This window comes from Streptomyces sp. NPDC005899 (genome assembly GCF_040629645.1).
Taxonomy (GTDB): Bacteria; Actinomycetota; Actinomycetes; order Streptomycetales; family Streptomycetaceae; genus Streptomyces.
Window position 1 is genome coordinate 25,385 of sequence record NZ_JBEXWB010000029.1, and the last position, 13,408, is coordinate 38,792.

Genomic DNA, 13,408 nt, shown 5'->3' on the forward strand with positions numbered 1-13,408 from the left:
AGGCGGCCGGCGGCGCCGGCCGCCCGCCGCTACTTCTCGCTCAGGGCGTCGAGCTGGTCGAGGAACCACTGCTGCGGCGGCAGCGAAGTCGCCGCGGCGGCGAGCCGCTTGGTGCGGGCCGCCCGCTCGCCGTCCTCCATCGTCAGCGCCTCGTGGAGCGCCGCCGCCGTGGCCGAGACGTCGTAGGGGTTGACGACGATCGCGTCCTCGCCGAGCTCCTCGTACGCCCCGGCCTCCCGGGAGAGCACCAGCGCGCAGCCGTTGTCGGAGACGACGGGGACCTCCTTGGCGACGAGGTTCATGCCGTCGCGGATGGGGTTGACGAGGGCGACGTCCGCCAGCCGGTAGGCCGCGAGCGAGCGGGCGAAGTCGTCGTCGACGTGGAGCAGGACCGGCGTCCAGCCGTCCGTGCCGTACTCGGCGTTGATGGCCTCGGCGACCCGCTGGACCTCCGCCGTGTAGTCGCGGTAGACCGCGAGGTCCTGCCGGGAGGGGTAGGCGAACGCCACGTGCACCACGCGCTCGCGCCATTCGGGGTGCTCGTCCAGGAGGGCCCGGTAGGCGTGCAGTCCACGCACGATGTTCTTGGACAGCTCGGTGCGGTCGACCCTCACGATCGTCCGCCGGTCCTCGCCGATCTGCTCGCGGAGTGTGCCCATCCGCTCGTCCACGTCCGCCTCGCGGGAGCGGCGGCGCAGGAAGTCGGCGTCGGCGCCCAGACCGTGGGCACCGATCCGGGTGCCACCGGTGCCGCCGAGGATCTCCGTGCAGCAGCCGATGAAGGCGTCCGCCCAGCGGCGGGTCAGGAACGCGGCCCGGTCGGCTCCGAGGATGCCGCGCAGGAGCTGTGCGCCGATGTCGTCGGGCAGCAGCCGGAAGTAGTCCACGGGTGCCCACGGGGTGTGCGAGAAGTGCCCGATACGCAGGTCGGACCGCAGTTCGCGGAGCATCCCGGGCACGAGCGAGAGGTGGTAGTCCTGCACGAGGACCACGGCCCCCTCGCCCGCCTCCTCGGCGAGCGCCTCGGCGAAGGCCCGGTTGTACGCCTCGTAGGACGCCCAGCGGCGCCGGAACTCCGCGTCGAAGACGGGCTCGACCGGTGTCTGGTAGAGCATGTGGTGGACGAACCAGAGCACGGAGTTCGCGATGCCGTTGTACGCGTCGGCGTGGACCTCGGCGTCGATGTCGAGCATCCGGACGCCGGGCTCGGACAGGCCCCGCCGGACCGCCTCGCGGTCGCTGTCGCTCAGGGCGGCGCACACCCACAGCTTGTCCTCGACGGCGCTGAGCCCGGAGACGAGGCCGCCCCCGCCGCGCTTGGAGTCGAGTGAACCGTCCTCGCGCAGCGAGTACGACACCGGGCCGCGGTTGGACGCGACGAGGACCTGTGCAGCGTGCTCGGAGACCATGAGCGGAACCTAGCCCGATCCGGAGGGTGCCAAACGTGGAAGATCAGGCCGCGCGGCGGGCCGCGTACTCCGTGATTTCCAGCATCGGCGGCCGCTCCTCGGTGTCGACGGCGTACGTGCGCGGTTCGAAGCCGTGTTCGCCCCGCTCGAACTGGGTGATCTCGGGCCGCACGATGGCGCCCCGGGAGAGGCGCAGCTGCGCCGTGCGGTAGATCGTCGCCGCCATCCTCCCCAGTGCCTGACCGTCCTGGTGGCGGTGTCTGCGGACGCCTACGTCGACCTGGGCGAGGGCGTCGAGCCCCACCGTGTTCAGGGCGTCGACGAGGAGGCCCAGTTCCACTCCGTAGCCGACCGGGAAGGGCAGCCGCTCCAGGAGCGAGCGTCGTACGGCGTACTCGCCGCCGAGCGGCTGGACGAAGCCGGCCAGCTGCGGCCAGTGCAGGTTCAGCAGCGGGCGTGCCATCAGTTCGGTGACCCGGCCGCCCTGACCTGCGCTTCCGTGGAGCGGGCGGTCGTACATCGCCTTGACGAAGTGCACTGCGGGGTCGGTGAGCAGGGGGCCGACCGTGCCGGAGACGAAGTCCGGCGAGAAGTCCTTGAGGTCGGCGTCGACGAAGCAGACTATCTCGCCGCTGGTCACCAGGAGTGAGCGCCAGAGCACTTCCCCCTTGCCGGGGACGGCGGGGAGGCGGGGGAGTATCGCGTCCCTGTGCACGACGCGGGCGCCGGCCTCGCGGGCGACGGCGGAGGTGCGGTCGGTGGACCCCGAGTCGATCACGACGAGCTCGTCGACCAGCGGGACGCGCTCCATGAGCTCCCGGCGGATCGTCTCGACGATCGCTCCGACGGTCGCTTCCTCGTTCAGTGCGGGCAGCACGACGCTCACGGTCGTGCGGTGCGGATCCTGCGTCCTGGCGGCCACGAGCCGGTCCAGCGGGCGATCGGCGGCTGACCAGGAACGCCTGCTCAACCAGCGTTCCATCTCTTCCAGCACGGTCGGTTCTCCCTGGGTGTGATCCATCTCGCGGTACGGACGACTGGTTCTACCGTCCGATGTGTCGGTTACAGTCTGAGCAACGCGGATGAGCCTCGCACGTCGGGGTGGGTCCGCAGACAAATGCCCGGATCCGCGATCCGGTGCCACAGCGCTCATCCAGAGGGACTGAGGGAACGGCCCGTTGAAGTCCCGGCAACCCTCCTGCCGACCGCGAGGTCACGGTGGGGAAGGTGCCAATTCCGTCTTGCGGCGAAATACGTCGCGAGGAAGATGAGGAGAAAGGGCCTCCGCCATCATGGCCGTGCAGACAGTTGCAGCCACCACCGAATCCTCCGCCGTGGACCTCGGTCCCGCCGCGGCGCTTTCCTGCCGCGAGTGCGGCGAGCGTTTCGAGCTCGGTCCCATTTTCGCCTGTGCGTCCTGTTTCGGGCCGCTCGAAGTGGCGTACGACCTGCCGAGCGGCTCCCCGGAAGAGCTCAAGAAGCGCATCGCCGAGGGCCCCGACAACATCTGGCGTTACGCGCCGCTGCTGCCCGTGCCGTCCGATGTGGCGGACAAGCCCAACATCAACCCCGGTTTCACCAAGCTGGTCAAGGCGGACAACCTCGCCCGCGAGCTGGGTGTCACCGGCGGCCTGTACGTGAAGGACGACTCCGGCAACCCGACGCACTCCTTCAAGGACCGTGTCGTCGCCATCGCCGTCGAGGCCGCCCGCGCGTTCGGATTCACCACGCTCTCCTGCTCCTCGACCGGCAACCTCGCCGGTGCGGTGGGTGCCGCGGCAGCCCGCGCCGGCTTCCGGTCCTGCGTGTTCATCCCGCACGACCTGGAGCAGGGCAAGGTCGTCATGGCCGCGGTGTACGGCGGCGAGCTCGTCGGCATCGAGGGCAACTACGACGACGTCAACCGCTTCTGCTCGGAGCTCATCGGCGATCCGCTCGGTGAGGGCTGGGGCTTCGTCAACGTCAACCTGCGCCCGTACTACGGCGAGGGCTCCAAGACGCTGGCGTACGAGATCTGTGAGCAGCTGGGCTGGCGGCTGCCGGACCAGCTGGTCATCCCGATCGCGTCCGGGTCGCAGCTCACCAAGATCGACAAGGGCCTCCAGGAGCTGATCAAGCTGGGTCTCGTCGAGGACAAGCCCTACAAGATCTTCGGTGCGCAGGCCGAGGGCTGCTCCCCGGTGTCCACGGCCTTCAAGGCCGGTCACGACGTGGTGCGGCCCCAGAAGCCGAAGACGATCGCCAAGTCCCTCGCGATCGGCAACCCGGCGGACGGCCCGTACGTCCTGGACATCGCCCGGCGTACCGGCGGCGCGGTGGAGGACGTCGACGACGAGCAGATCGTCGACGCGATCAAGCTGCTGGCGCGGACCGAGGGCATCTTCGCGGAGACCGCGGGCGGTGTGACGGTCGGGGTCACGAAGAAGCTGATCGACGCGGGCCTGCTGGACCCGTCCCTGACCACCGTCGTCCTGAACACCGGCGACGGACTGAAGACGCTGGACGCGGTCGCCCCGACGACCGGTCTGTCGGCGACGATCCGGCCCAGCCTGGACGCGTTCCGCGACGCGGGCCTCGCCGCCGGCCACTGACCACCCGAGACCCAAGGAAGGCACCCTCATGAGCGTCAAGGTCCGCATCCCCACCATCCTCCGCACCTACACGGGCGGCCAGGCCGAGGTCCCGGCCGAGGGCACGGTCCTCTCCGAGGTCATCGAGTCCCTGGAGAAGGACCACCCGGGCATCGCCGCGCGCGTGCTGGACGACCAGGGCAAGCTGCGCCGCTTCGTCAACGTGTACGTCAACGACGACGACGTGCGCTTCGAGGGCGGCCTGGACGCGGCCACCCCGGACGGTGCGGGCGTGTCGATCATCCCGGCCGTCGCCGGGGGCTGACGCGGGCGCCGGGCCCCTCTCCGGGGGCCCGGCGTGGCGCCCTCTTCGGCCGTGACCCACGATGACCCCCTCCGCGCGAGAAGCGGAGGGGGTCATTCTGCATGGTTGAGCGGGGTAAGGTTGGGGAAGCCCCCTCGGCTGTCCGTGCCACCCGCATACGAGATTGCGCCTGGACACGACAAGAAACAGCCAAAGTGCGTGCACCCCTTGCGGCAAAAGTGGCCTTTGTCAGGCCCGACTCGCCCTGGAAACCTGTGAGTTGCCCCTATCCGCACGTTCGGGCGCGCCCGGATTTCTCGTCCGACTGACCTGTTGCAGAGGGCAGTTGGGCAGATACATTCGGCCGCGGTCGACGCGTTCCGGCGCACGCCGCCCCTCCTGTCGGGGGGTGAGTTTGACCCGGGTCCGCGAAGTGCGGTCCTGTGCAAGGGCCAGTAATAGGGGAGTTAGGCATGGCTCAGGGCACCGTCAAGTGGTTCAACGCGGAGAAGGGGTACGGCTTCATCGCGGTCGACGGTGGTGCGGATGTTTTCGTCCACTACAGCGCGATCCAGATGGACGGGTACCGCACCCTCGAAGAGGGTCAGCGAGTTGAATTCGAGATCTCGCAGGGCCAGAAGGGGCCGCAGGCGGACATGGTCAAGCTCGCCGTCGGCTGAGCTCGGCGCGGTCGGCCGACGACACCGCTCGCACACGCAGGGCCCGTACCCCGTAAGAGGGTACGGGCCCTGCGCACGTCCTCACCGCCCCCCGGCGCCGCACGGCCGGAGGGCCTTCGGTTGTCCACAACCCGAGGGTGACGCTTGCACTCGCAGGGGTCGAGTGCTAATCATTGGCGTTAGCACTCTCCAGGTGAGAGTGACAGAACGTGGACCGGGCCGGTGAGGCCCGCAGGTCCGGTGGGGCAAGGATCCACCGGGCACGCTGGCCGTCCGTCGCGGGCGCCTCTCGGTCCGGAGAAATCCTTCCCCAAGCTCTCAACTGCGTTCGAGCAGGGGAGACCCCATTAGTCCGGGAGGACCACTTCACATGGCCAAGATCATCGCGTTCGACGAGGAGGCACGGCGCGGTCTCGAGCGCGGGATGAACCAGCTCGCCGACGCCGTCAAGGTCACCCTCGGCCCGAAGGGCCGTAACGTCGTCCTCGAGAAGAAGTGGGGCGCGCCCACGATCACCAACGATGGTGTGTCCATCGCCAAGGAGATCGAGCTCGAGGACCCGTACGAGAAGATCGGTGCGGAGCTGGTCAAGGAGGTCGCCAAGAAGACGGACGACGTCGCCGGCGACGGTACGACCACCGCCACCGTGCTCGCCCAGGCGCTCGTACGCGAGGGCCTGCGCAACGTCGCCGCGGGTGCCAACCCGATGGCTCTCAAGCGTGGCATCGAGAAGGCCGTCGAGGCCGTCTCCGCCGCCCTGCTGGAGCAGGCGAAGGACGTGGAGACCAAGGAGCAGATCGCTTCGACGGCCTCCATCTCCGCTGCCGACACCGAGATCGGCGCCAAGATCGCCGAGGCTATGGACAAGGTCGGCAAGGAAGGCGTCATCACCGTCGAGGAGTCCCAGACCTTCGGTCTGGAGCTGGAGCTCACCGAGGGTATGCGCTTCGACAAGGGCTACATCTCGGCGTACTTCGCCACCGACATGGAGCGTATGGAGACGTCGTTCGACGACCCGTACATCCTGATCGTCAACTCCAAGATCAGCAACGTGAAGGACCTCCTTCCGCTGCTCGAGAAGGTCATGCAGTCGGGCAAGCCCCTGCTGATCATCGCGGAGGACGTCGAGGGCGAGGCCCTGTCGACCCTGGTCGTCAACAAGATCCGTGGCACCTTCAAGTCCGTCGCCGTCAAGGCTCCGGGCTTCGGTGACCGCCGCAAGGCCATGCTCGGCGACATCGCCATCCTCACCGGTGGCACCGTCATCTCCGAGGAGGTCGGTCTCAAGCTGGAGAACGCCGGCCTGGACCTGCTCGGCACCGCCCGCAAGGTCGTCATCACCAAGGACGAGACGACCATCGTCGACGGTGGCGGCGAGAGCGACCAGGTGCAGGGTCGCGTCAAGCAGATCCGTGCCGAGATCGAGAACTCCGACTCGGACTACGACCGCGAGAAGCTCCAGGAGCGCCTCGCGAAGCTGGCCGGCGGCGTGGCCGTCATCAAGGCCGGCGCCGCCACCGAGGTGGAGCTCAAGGAGCGCAAGCACCGCATCGAGGACGCGGTGCGCAACGCCAAGGCCGCCGTCGAGGAGGGCATCGTCGCCGGTGGTGGCGTGGCTCTGCTCCAGGCCTCGGCCGTCTTCGAGAAGCTCGACCTGACCGGTGACGAGGCCACGGGCGCCAACGCCGTGAAGCTCGCGCTGGAGGCCCCGCTCAAGCAGATCGCCGTCAACGGTGGTCTCGAGGGTGGCGTCATCGTCGAGAAGGTGCGCAACCTGCCGATCGGTCACGGCCTCAACGCCGCGACCGGCGAGTACGTCGACATGATCGCCGAGGGCATCATCGACCCGGCGAAGGTCACGCGCTCCGCCCTGCAGAACGCCGCGTCCATCGCCGCGCTCTTCCTCACCACCGAGGCCGTCATCGCCGACAAGCCGGAGAAGGCCTCCGCGGCCGCTCCGGGCGGCATGCCGGGCGGTGACATGGACTTCTGATCCCCGGATCAGACGCTCCAGGCGGTACCCGCAGTACCCGTACGACGCCGGCCCCCGGGATTCGTCCCGGGGGCCGGCGTCGTTCTCGTCCGTCCGGCCGGCCCGCTCCCGCGTGCCCAGGTGCTCCCGACGCGCCGAACCGGGAACCGGGACGCACAACCGGAAGCCGGACGCGCCGGCCGGGAGCCAGGACGCGCCGGCCGGAGCCGGAACCCGCAGGGGCGGACACCCGTCCCCGGCGAAGCCTCGGGGGAGCGCCGAGCCGCCCGGCGCGCCGGGCGCCACCTCGGCAGTCGCGCCCCGAGTGTCCCCAGCACCCCTTGGCGTCAAGACTCGAACGCATGGCCACGCTGCGTTGAGCCCAACTCCCTTCTGTGTCAGCTCTATTGACACTTACGTTACAAAGGTTTTACGTTCGCTGGCACTTGAGAGCGCTCTCGAACGCGCTCCGCTTCCCCCCCATGACGAGGTGCTGCCCATGCAAGCCTCCTTCTCCAGACCAGCAGCGGCGACGGTCCTGGCCATCGCCCTGGCCGCCGTGGGTCTGGGCCCTGCCGCGTCCCCGGCGGCAGCCGCCACCATCCCCGCCGGTGCCGGCAGTTACACCGACAGCCGCCCCGCCGGTACGTCCGGTCCCACCACGAACACCGGCGCCCCCGTCACGCCCAAGCTCACGGCGGCGGCCAAGGACAGGCCGGTCCCGACCAACGACTGGTGGTCGTCCCTCGCCTACCAGCGCTACGGCGACAACCCGTACTCCACCCCGATGTACGGGCACCCGCTGACCTACCAGGCGACCTCGGGCGGACTACAGGTCGGCTACCCGACCACGCCCGCCGTCGTCGGGGACGGCCGCCAGTACGAGTACGCGCACAAGGCCGACCTGACCGTCGGCCTCAGCGGCCTGAACTCCCCGGACACCAAGGCCGACGACTGGTCCGACTGGACGGTCACCCCCTACTGGTCGGACGGCACCCGCACCCTGCGCACGACCATCGGGCACGGCATGCCCTTCGTGTACGCCAAGGGCTCCGGCGGCGACGCCCGCATCACCACGGCCGGCACCCCCACCGTCTTCGCGGACAACGGGAACGTCCTCGGCATCACGGTCGCCGGGCACCACTACGCCCTCTTCGCCCCGACCGGCAGCGACTGGGCCGTCTCCGGCTCCACGATCACCGCGGGCCTCGGCGGCAAGGACTACTTCTCGCTCGCCGTGCTGCCGTCCACGGACGCGCTCGCGACCTACCGGAAGTACGCCTTCAGCTTCGTCACGGGGTCCAAGGTGGCCTGGTCCTCCACCGGTGGCACGGTCAAGGCGACCTACACCCTGACCACGGAGGCCAAGGAGGGCACCGAACGGGGCACGATCCAGGCGCTGTACCGCCACCAGTGGCTGCACACCTCCGACGCGCTCACGCCGTACACGTACGTCTCCCCGCGCGGCACCATGAAGGTGCGGGAGTCCGCGTCCTTCACCACCAGCCAGAAGGGCTCCGGTGTGCTGCCCGCGCTGCCCGCGTCCGGCGGGGTCGACAAGGCGCGGCTGACCGGCTATCTGAACGAGGTGGCGAACGCCTCCGACCCGTTCTCCGGCGCCGGTGACACGTACTGGACGGGCAAGGCGCTGGGCCGCCTCGCCCAGTTGGTGCCCGTCGCCGACCAGATCGGCCAGCCCGGCATCCGGGACAAGCTGCTCGGCCTGATGAAGGGCCGCCTCCAGGAGTGGTTCACGGCGGGTGGCGCGGCCGAGTTCAGCTACGACAGGACCTGGAAGACGCTCACCGGCTACCCGGCCTCGTACGGCAGCGACACCGAGCTCAACGACCACCACTTCCACTACAGCTACTACGTGTACGCGGCGGCGATCGTCGCGCAGTACGACCAGGCGTGGGCCGCGGACTCGGCCTGGGGCACCATGGTCAAGACCCTGGTGCGGGACACCGCCAACCCCAGCCGCACGGACACCGCCTACCCGTTCCTGCGCGGCTTCGACGTGTACGCGGGACACAGCTGGGCCTCCGGCCACCAGGGTTTCGCGGCGGGCAACAACCAGGAGTCCTCGTCGGAGTCCGTCAACCTCAGCGCCGGGCTCGTCCTGTGGGGCGCGGCGACGGGTGACACCGCGCTGCGCGACCTCGGCAGCTACCTGCTGACGACGGAGTCGGAAGCGATCGCGCAGTACTGGTTCGACGCCGACCAGCAGGTGTTCCCGGGCTCCTTCGGCCACGACACGGTCGGGATGGTGTGGGGCAGCGGCGGCGCGTACTCCACCTGGTGGACGGCCAACCCGGAGGAGATCCACGGCATCAACGTCCTCCCCGTCACCGGCGGTTCGCTCCACCTGGCCCGCGACAAGGCGGCCGTCAGGCGGAACATCGCCGAGATGCAGCGGGAGAACGGCGGGCAGGCCGTCGAGTGGCGCGACATCTTGTGGGAGTTCGAGTCCCTGGCCGACCCGGCTGCCGCCAAGGCCAAGTGGGACGCCGGGAACGCGGGCTACACGCCCGAGCAGGGTGAGTCCCGGGCGCACACCTACCACTGGATCAGCACGCTCGACAGCCTGGGCGCGCCCGATCCTTCCGTCAGCGGGGACATCCCGACGTCGGCGGTGTTCACGAAGAACGGTGTCCGCACGTACAGCGCCCACAACCACGGGGCGACCGCCCGCACCGTCACCTTCTCCGACGGTGCGACCCTCTCGGTGCCGGCCCGTTCCACGGCCACCGGCACGGGTACCGGCGGCGGCGACCCCGATCCGGATCCCGAGGAGCCCGGCCCGTCCACCGGGAACACCTTCCGGCTGAAGTCGGGTGGCACGCTGACCACCGCCACGGACGGCGCCGCCGGTGCCGACACGCTGGCTTCGGCCGACGGCGTCAACCGGGACGGTACGCCGTACAGGCCGACGGTCTACGAGGCCAGGAAGGTCGACGGAACGCTCGCGGCCGGTGCTTCGACCGCCTTCCGCCTGCGGGTGGACGCGGGCACCAAGGTGGGCCTCGCCCCGCAGGTCAGGGTCAGTTACGACCTCACCGGGGACGGCACCTTCGACCGTACCGAAACCTTCCGCTACTTCGCGACCGACCCGGTCGCCGGGTGGGAGGAGTACACGCAGGCCGTGGGCACCGCGGCGGTGACGGGTAGCCTCGGCAACCTCAAGGGCGGAACGGTTCGCCTGGAGGTGTGGAACGCGCTGGGCAACGGCACGTCACAGGTGCAGACCGGCACGGACGCGGCGGTCGTGAAGATCCCGTACGTCTAGGAGCGCCTCCGGGTGCTCCGGTGTGCGGCGGGGTTCGCCCCTCTCGGGCCGGGGCCCGCCGCGCGAGCCGATCGGCCCCGTCCGGAGATCACCGGACGGGGCCGATCGCGGCACCCGGCCCGTGCGCCGGACGCGGACACTCGGTCCGTACGCCTCAAGCGCCTCAAGCGGGTGCCCGGCCCGTGCGCAGTACGCCGGCACCCGGCCCGTGCGCCGACGCGGACACCCTCCCCGTCCGCCGGACGCCGGGTCCCCGCCCGTCCGCCGGACGCCGCCACCCTGCCCGTGCGCCGGCCGCCCCGTACGGTCACGGCTGCCGGGCGGGGTCGTCGCGCGTAACCGGGCCGGCCCTCGGCGCCCTACCCGGCGGTAGCCGCTCCGTACCTGTCATGACCCTGGCGGAAGCGTCGACGAGCCTCCACAATGCACATGGGAGCGCTCCCATGTGGTGAGCGCCCCGTCTCCCCAGCAGCTGTCGACGAAAGGTCTTCCCGGTGCAAGCCTCACCACTCCCCGCACGGCCCGTGCGCGTCCGCCCCCGGAACGGCAGACGCGTGTTCGGGATGTCAGCCGCCGCCTTACTGTTCGCGGCGGCGCTGGCCGCACCGGGCACGGCCCTGGCCGAGGACGCCGAACCCGGGCCGGAGCAGATCACCAACGGCGACTTCGCCGCCGGTACGGCGCCCTGGTGGTGGACGGCGAACACCTCGGGGGTGGTGTCCGACGGCCGGCTGTGTGCGGAGGTCCCCGCCGGTACCGCCAACGCCTGGGACGTCATCGTCGGGCAGAACGACGTCCCGATCGTCGCGGGTGAGAGCTACGAGCTGTCCTACACGGCCAGTTCCTCCGTCCCGCTGACCGTCCAGACCCGGGTCCAGGAGGCGGTCGACCCGTACACGGCGGTGCTCGCCAGCGCGGACCCGGTGGGCACGGAGCCCACGCAGGTCACCCGCACGTTCACGGCCTCGGTGGACCAGCCCGCCGCGTCCGTGCAGTTGCAGATCGGCGGCGGTGAGCGGGCGACGACCTTCTGCCTCGACGACGTGTCGCTGCGGGGCGGGGCCGTGCCCCCCGTCTACGTGCCGGACACCGGTTCGCCGGTCCGCGTGAACCAGGTCGGTTACCTGCCTCGCGGGCCCAAGAGCGGCACCGTGGTCACCGACGCCGACGCGCCGCTGACCTGGACGGTCAAGGCCGCGAACGGCTCGACGGCCGCCACCGGCACGACCGTGCCGCAGGGCGAGGACCCGAGCTCGCGCCTGCGGGTCCACACCTTCGACTTCGGCGGCCTCACCACGGCGGGCGACGGCTACACCGTGGAGGTCGACGGCGAGGTGAGCGAGCCGTTCTCCATCCGCGGGGACCTGTACGACGGGCTCCGCTCCGACGCGCTGGCGTACTTCTACCACAACCGCAGCGGCATCGAGATCGACGCCGCCCTCGTCGGCGAGGAGTACGCGCGCCCGGCCGGGCACATCGGCGTGGCGCCCAACAAGGGCGACACGGACGTCCCCTGCCAGCCGGGGGTCTGCGACTACCGCCTGGACGTGTCGGGCGGCTGGTACGACGCGGGTGACCACGGCAAGTACGTCGTCAACGGCGGCATCTCGGTGGCTCAGCTGATGTCCACGTACGAGCGCACGCTGACCGCCCCGAACGCCGAGTCGGCGGAGCTCGCCGACGGGCAGCTGCGGGTGCCCGAGCGCGACAACGGGGTGCCGGACATCCTGGACGAGGCGCGCTGGGAGATGGACTTCCTGATGAAGATGCAGGTGCCGGCCGGAAAGCCCCTGGCGGGCATGGTCCACCACAAGATGCACGACGCCCAGTGGACCGGTCTGCCGACGAAGCCGCACCTCGACCCGCAGCAGCGCGAGTTGCACCCTCCGTCCACGGCCGCCACCCTCAACGTCGCCGCGACGGCCGCCCAGTGCGCCCGGCTCTACGCCCCCTTCGACAAGCCCTTCGCCGACCGCTGCCTGCGGGCCGCGGAGACCGCCTGGGCCGCCGCGAAGCAGCACCCGGACGTGCTCGCCGACCCGAACGACGGCACCGGCGGCGGGACGTACAGCGACAACGACGTCTCGGACGAGTTCTACTGGGCGGCCGCCGAGCTGTTCACCACCACGGGCAAGGACGCCTACCGCCAGGCGGTGCTCTCCTCCGACCTGCACGGCGACGCGGACGCGGTCTTCCCCGCGGGCGGCGGCATCTCCTGGGGTTCCACGGCCGGACTCGGGGCGCTCACCCTGGCCACCGTGCCCAACGCCCTCACGGCCGCACAGCTGACCGAGGCCCGCGCCGTGGTGACCACGGGCGCCGACCGCTATGCCGCGCAGTCCCGTGCGCAGGCGTACGGGCTGCCGTACGCGCCGAACGGCGAGGACTACGTCTGGGGTTCCAACAGCCAGGTGCTCAACAACATGGTGGTCCTGGCCACCGCCCACGACCTGACCGGTGACGCCGCCTACCAGGACGCCGTGCTGCGGGGGGCCGACTACCTGCTCGGCCGCAACCCCCTGAACCTGTCCTACGTCACCGGCTACGGCGAGCGGAACTCGCACAACCAGCACCACCGCTTCTGGGCGCACCAGAACGACCCCGCCCTGCCGCACCCGGCGCCCGGCTCGATCGCGGGCGGGCCCAACCTGACCGCGGCCGCCTCGGGCGACCCGGTGGCCGCGGAGAAGCTGACCGGCTGCGCCCCGGCCATGTGCTACATCGACGACATCGGTTCCTGGTCGACCAACGAGATCACCATCAACTGGAACGCGCCGCTGGCCTTCATCGCCTCCTACCTGGACGACGCGGGTGACGGCGGGCAGGCCGCACCGGCCCGCGCGTGCGAGGTCGCGTACTCCTCGCACCCGTGGAGCGGCGGTTCCACGGTGACGGTCCGGCTCCGCAACACCGGCTCCGAGCGGGTCTCGCCGTGGTCGCTGACCTGGCTGATGCCGGGTGAGCAGCGGCTGAGCCACACCTGGAGCGCGGAGTTCACCCAGGACGGCCGCACGGTCAGCGCCAAGCCGCTGTCGTGGAACCGGACCCTTGCCCCGGGGGCCGCGGTCGACTTCGGGTTCAACGTCTCGGCCAAGGCCTCGTCGCCCGACCCGGGAGCGTTCAAGCTGAACGGCAGGGCCTGCACCTCGGGTTGATCACCCGCGGGTCCTCACGGCCCGGGTACGGC

Annotated in this window: 8 protein-coding genes and 1 riboswitch; of the genes, 6 read left to right on the plus strand and 2 right to left on the minus strand. The window is 70.5% G+C overall.

Going from position 1 to position 13,408, the window contains the following annotated elements:
* Window positions 1-29 precede the first annotated feature (29 nt).
* Both ABZ371_RS06350 and ABZ371_RS06355 read right to left on the minus strand, forming a co-directional pair.
* Entirely contained in the window at window positions 30-1,409 is a 1,380-nt protein-coding gene (locus ABZ371_RS06350) for a trehalose-6-phosphate synthase (RefSeq protein WP_358674294.1), read from the minus strand.
* A 43-nt stretch (window positions 1,410-1,452) separates the two neighbouring features.
* On the minus strand, window positions 1,453-2,403 hold the full coding sequence (locus ABZ371_RS06355) for a glucosyl-3-phosphoglycerate synthase (RefSeq protein ID WP_358674297.1): 951 nt from the start codon (window positions 2,401-2,403) through the stop codon (window positions 1,453-1,455).
* 152 nt (window positions 2,404-2,555) lie between these two features.
* Window positions 2,556-2,683: riboswitch (SAM riboswitch) on the plus strand.
* Between the two features lie 18 nt (window positions 2,684-2,701).
* On the opposite strand from ABZ371_RS06355, the gene thrC reads away from it, so the two are divergent.
* From thrC to ABZ371_RS06385, 6 genes are all read left to right on the plus strand, one after another.
* Window positions 2,702-4,000, plus strand: coding sequence for a threonine synthase (gene thrC / locus ABZ371_RS06360; protein WP_358674300.1), 1,299 nt, complete (start codon window positions 2,702-2,704; stop codon window positions 3,998-4,000).
* A 28-nt stretch (window positions 4,001-4,028) separates the two neighbouring features.
* Window positions 4,029-4,304, plus strand: a complete 276-nt coding sequence (locus tag ABZ371_RS06365; protein ID WP_358674303.1) for a MoaD/ThiS family protein — start codon at window positions 4,029-4,031, stop codon at window positions 4,302-4,304.
* A 452-nt stretch (window positions 4,305-4,756) separates the two neighbouring features.
* On the plus strand, window positions 4,757-4,963 hold the full coding sequence (locus ABZ371_RS06370) for a cold-shock protein (protein ID WP_003967346.1): 207 nt from the start codon (window positions 4,757-4,759) through the stop codon (window positions 4,961-4,963).
* Window positions 4,964-5,333: 370 nt separating this feature from the next.
* Entirely contained in the window at window positions 5,334-6,956 is a 1,623-nt protein-coding gene (gene groL, locus ABZ371_RS06375; protein ID WP_307125650.1) for a chaperonin GroEL, read from the plus strand.
* A gap of 478 nt (window positions 6,957-7,434) precedes the next feature.
* The gene (locus ABZ371_RS06380) at window positions 7,435-10,221 is read left to right on the plus strand and encodes a glycosyl hydrolase (RefSeq protein ID WP_358674310.1); all 2,787 of its coding nucleotides are present in this window, start codon (window positions 7,435-7,437) and stop codon (window positions 10,219-10,221) included.
* Between the two features lie 563 nt (window positions 10,222-10,784).
* Window positions 10,785-13,376, plus strand: coding sequence for a glycoside hydrolase family 9 protein (locus ABZ371_RS06385; protein ID WP_358674312.1), 2,592 nt, complete (start codon window positions 10,785-10,787; stop codon window positions 13,374-13,376).
* Window positions 13,377-13,408 lie beyond the last annotated feature (32 nt).

What these genes read in the sequence shown, in the direction of transcription:
- groL (WP_307125650.1), top strand. Translation starts at nt 5,334, where the DNA reads ATGGCCAAGATCATCGCGTTCGACGAGGAGGCACGGCGCGGTCTCGAG.
- ABZ371_RS06385 (WP_358674312.1), top strand. Translation starts at nt 10,785, where the DNA reads ATGTCAGCCGCCGCCTTACTGTTCGCGGCGGCGCTGGCCGCACCGGGC.
- thrC (WP_358674300.1), top strand. Translation starts at nt 2,702, where the DNA reads ATGGCCGTGCAGACAGTTGCAGCCACCACCGAATCCTCCGCCGTGGAC.
- ABZ371_RS06350 (WP_358674294.1), bottom strand. Translation starts at nt 1,409, where the DNA reads ATGGTCTCCGAGCACGCTGCACAGGTCCTCGTCGCGTCCAACCGCGGC.
- ABZ371_RS06380 (WP_358674310.1), top strand. Translation starts at nt 7,435, where the DNA reads ATGCAAGCCTCCTTCTCCAGACCAGCAGCGGCGACGGTCCTGGCCATC.
- ABZ371_RS06370 (WP_003967346.1), top strand. Translation starts at nt 4,757, where the DNA reads ATGGCTCAGGGCACCGTCAAGTGGTTCAACGCGGAGAAGGGGTACGGC.
- ABZ371_RS06365 (WP_358674303.1), top strand. Translation starts at nt 4,029, where the DNA reads ATGAGCGTCAAGGTCCGCATCCCCACCATCCTCCGCACCTACACGGGC.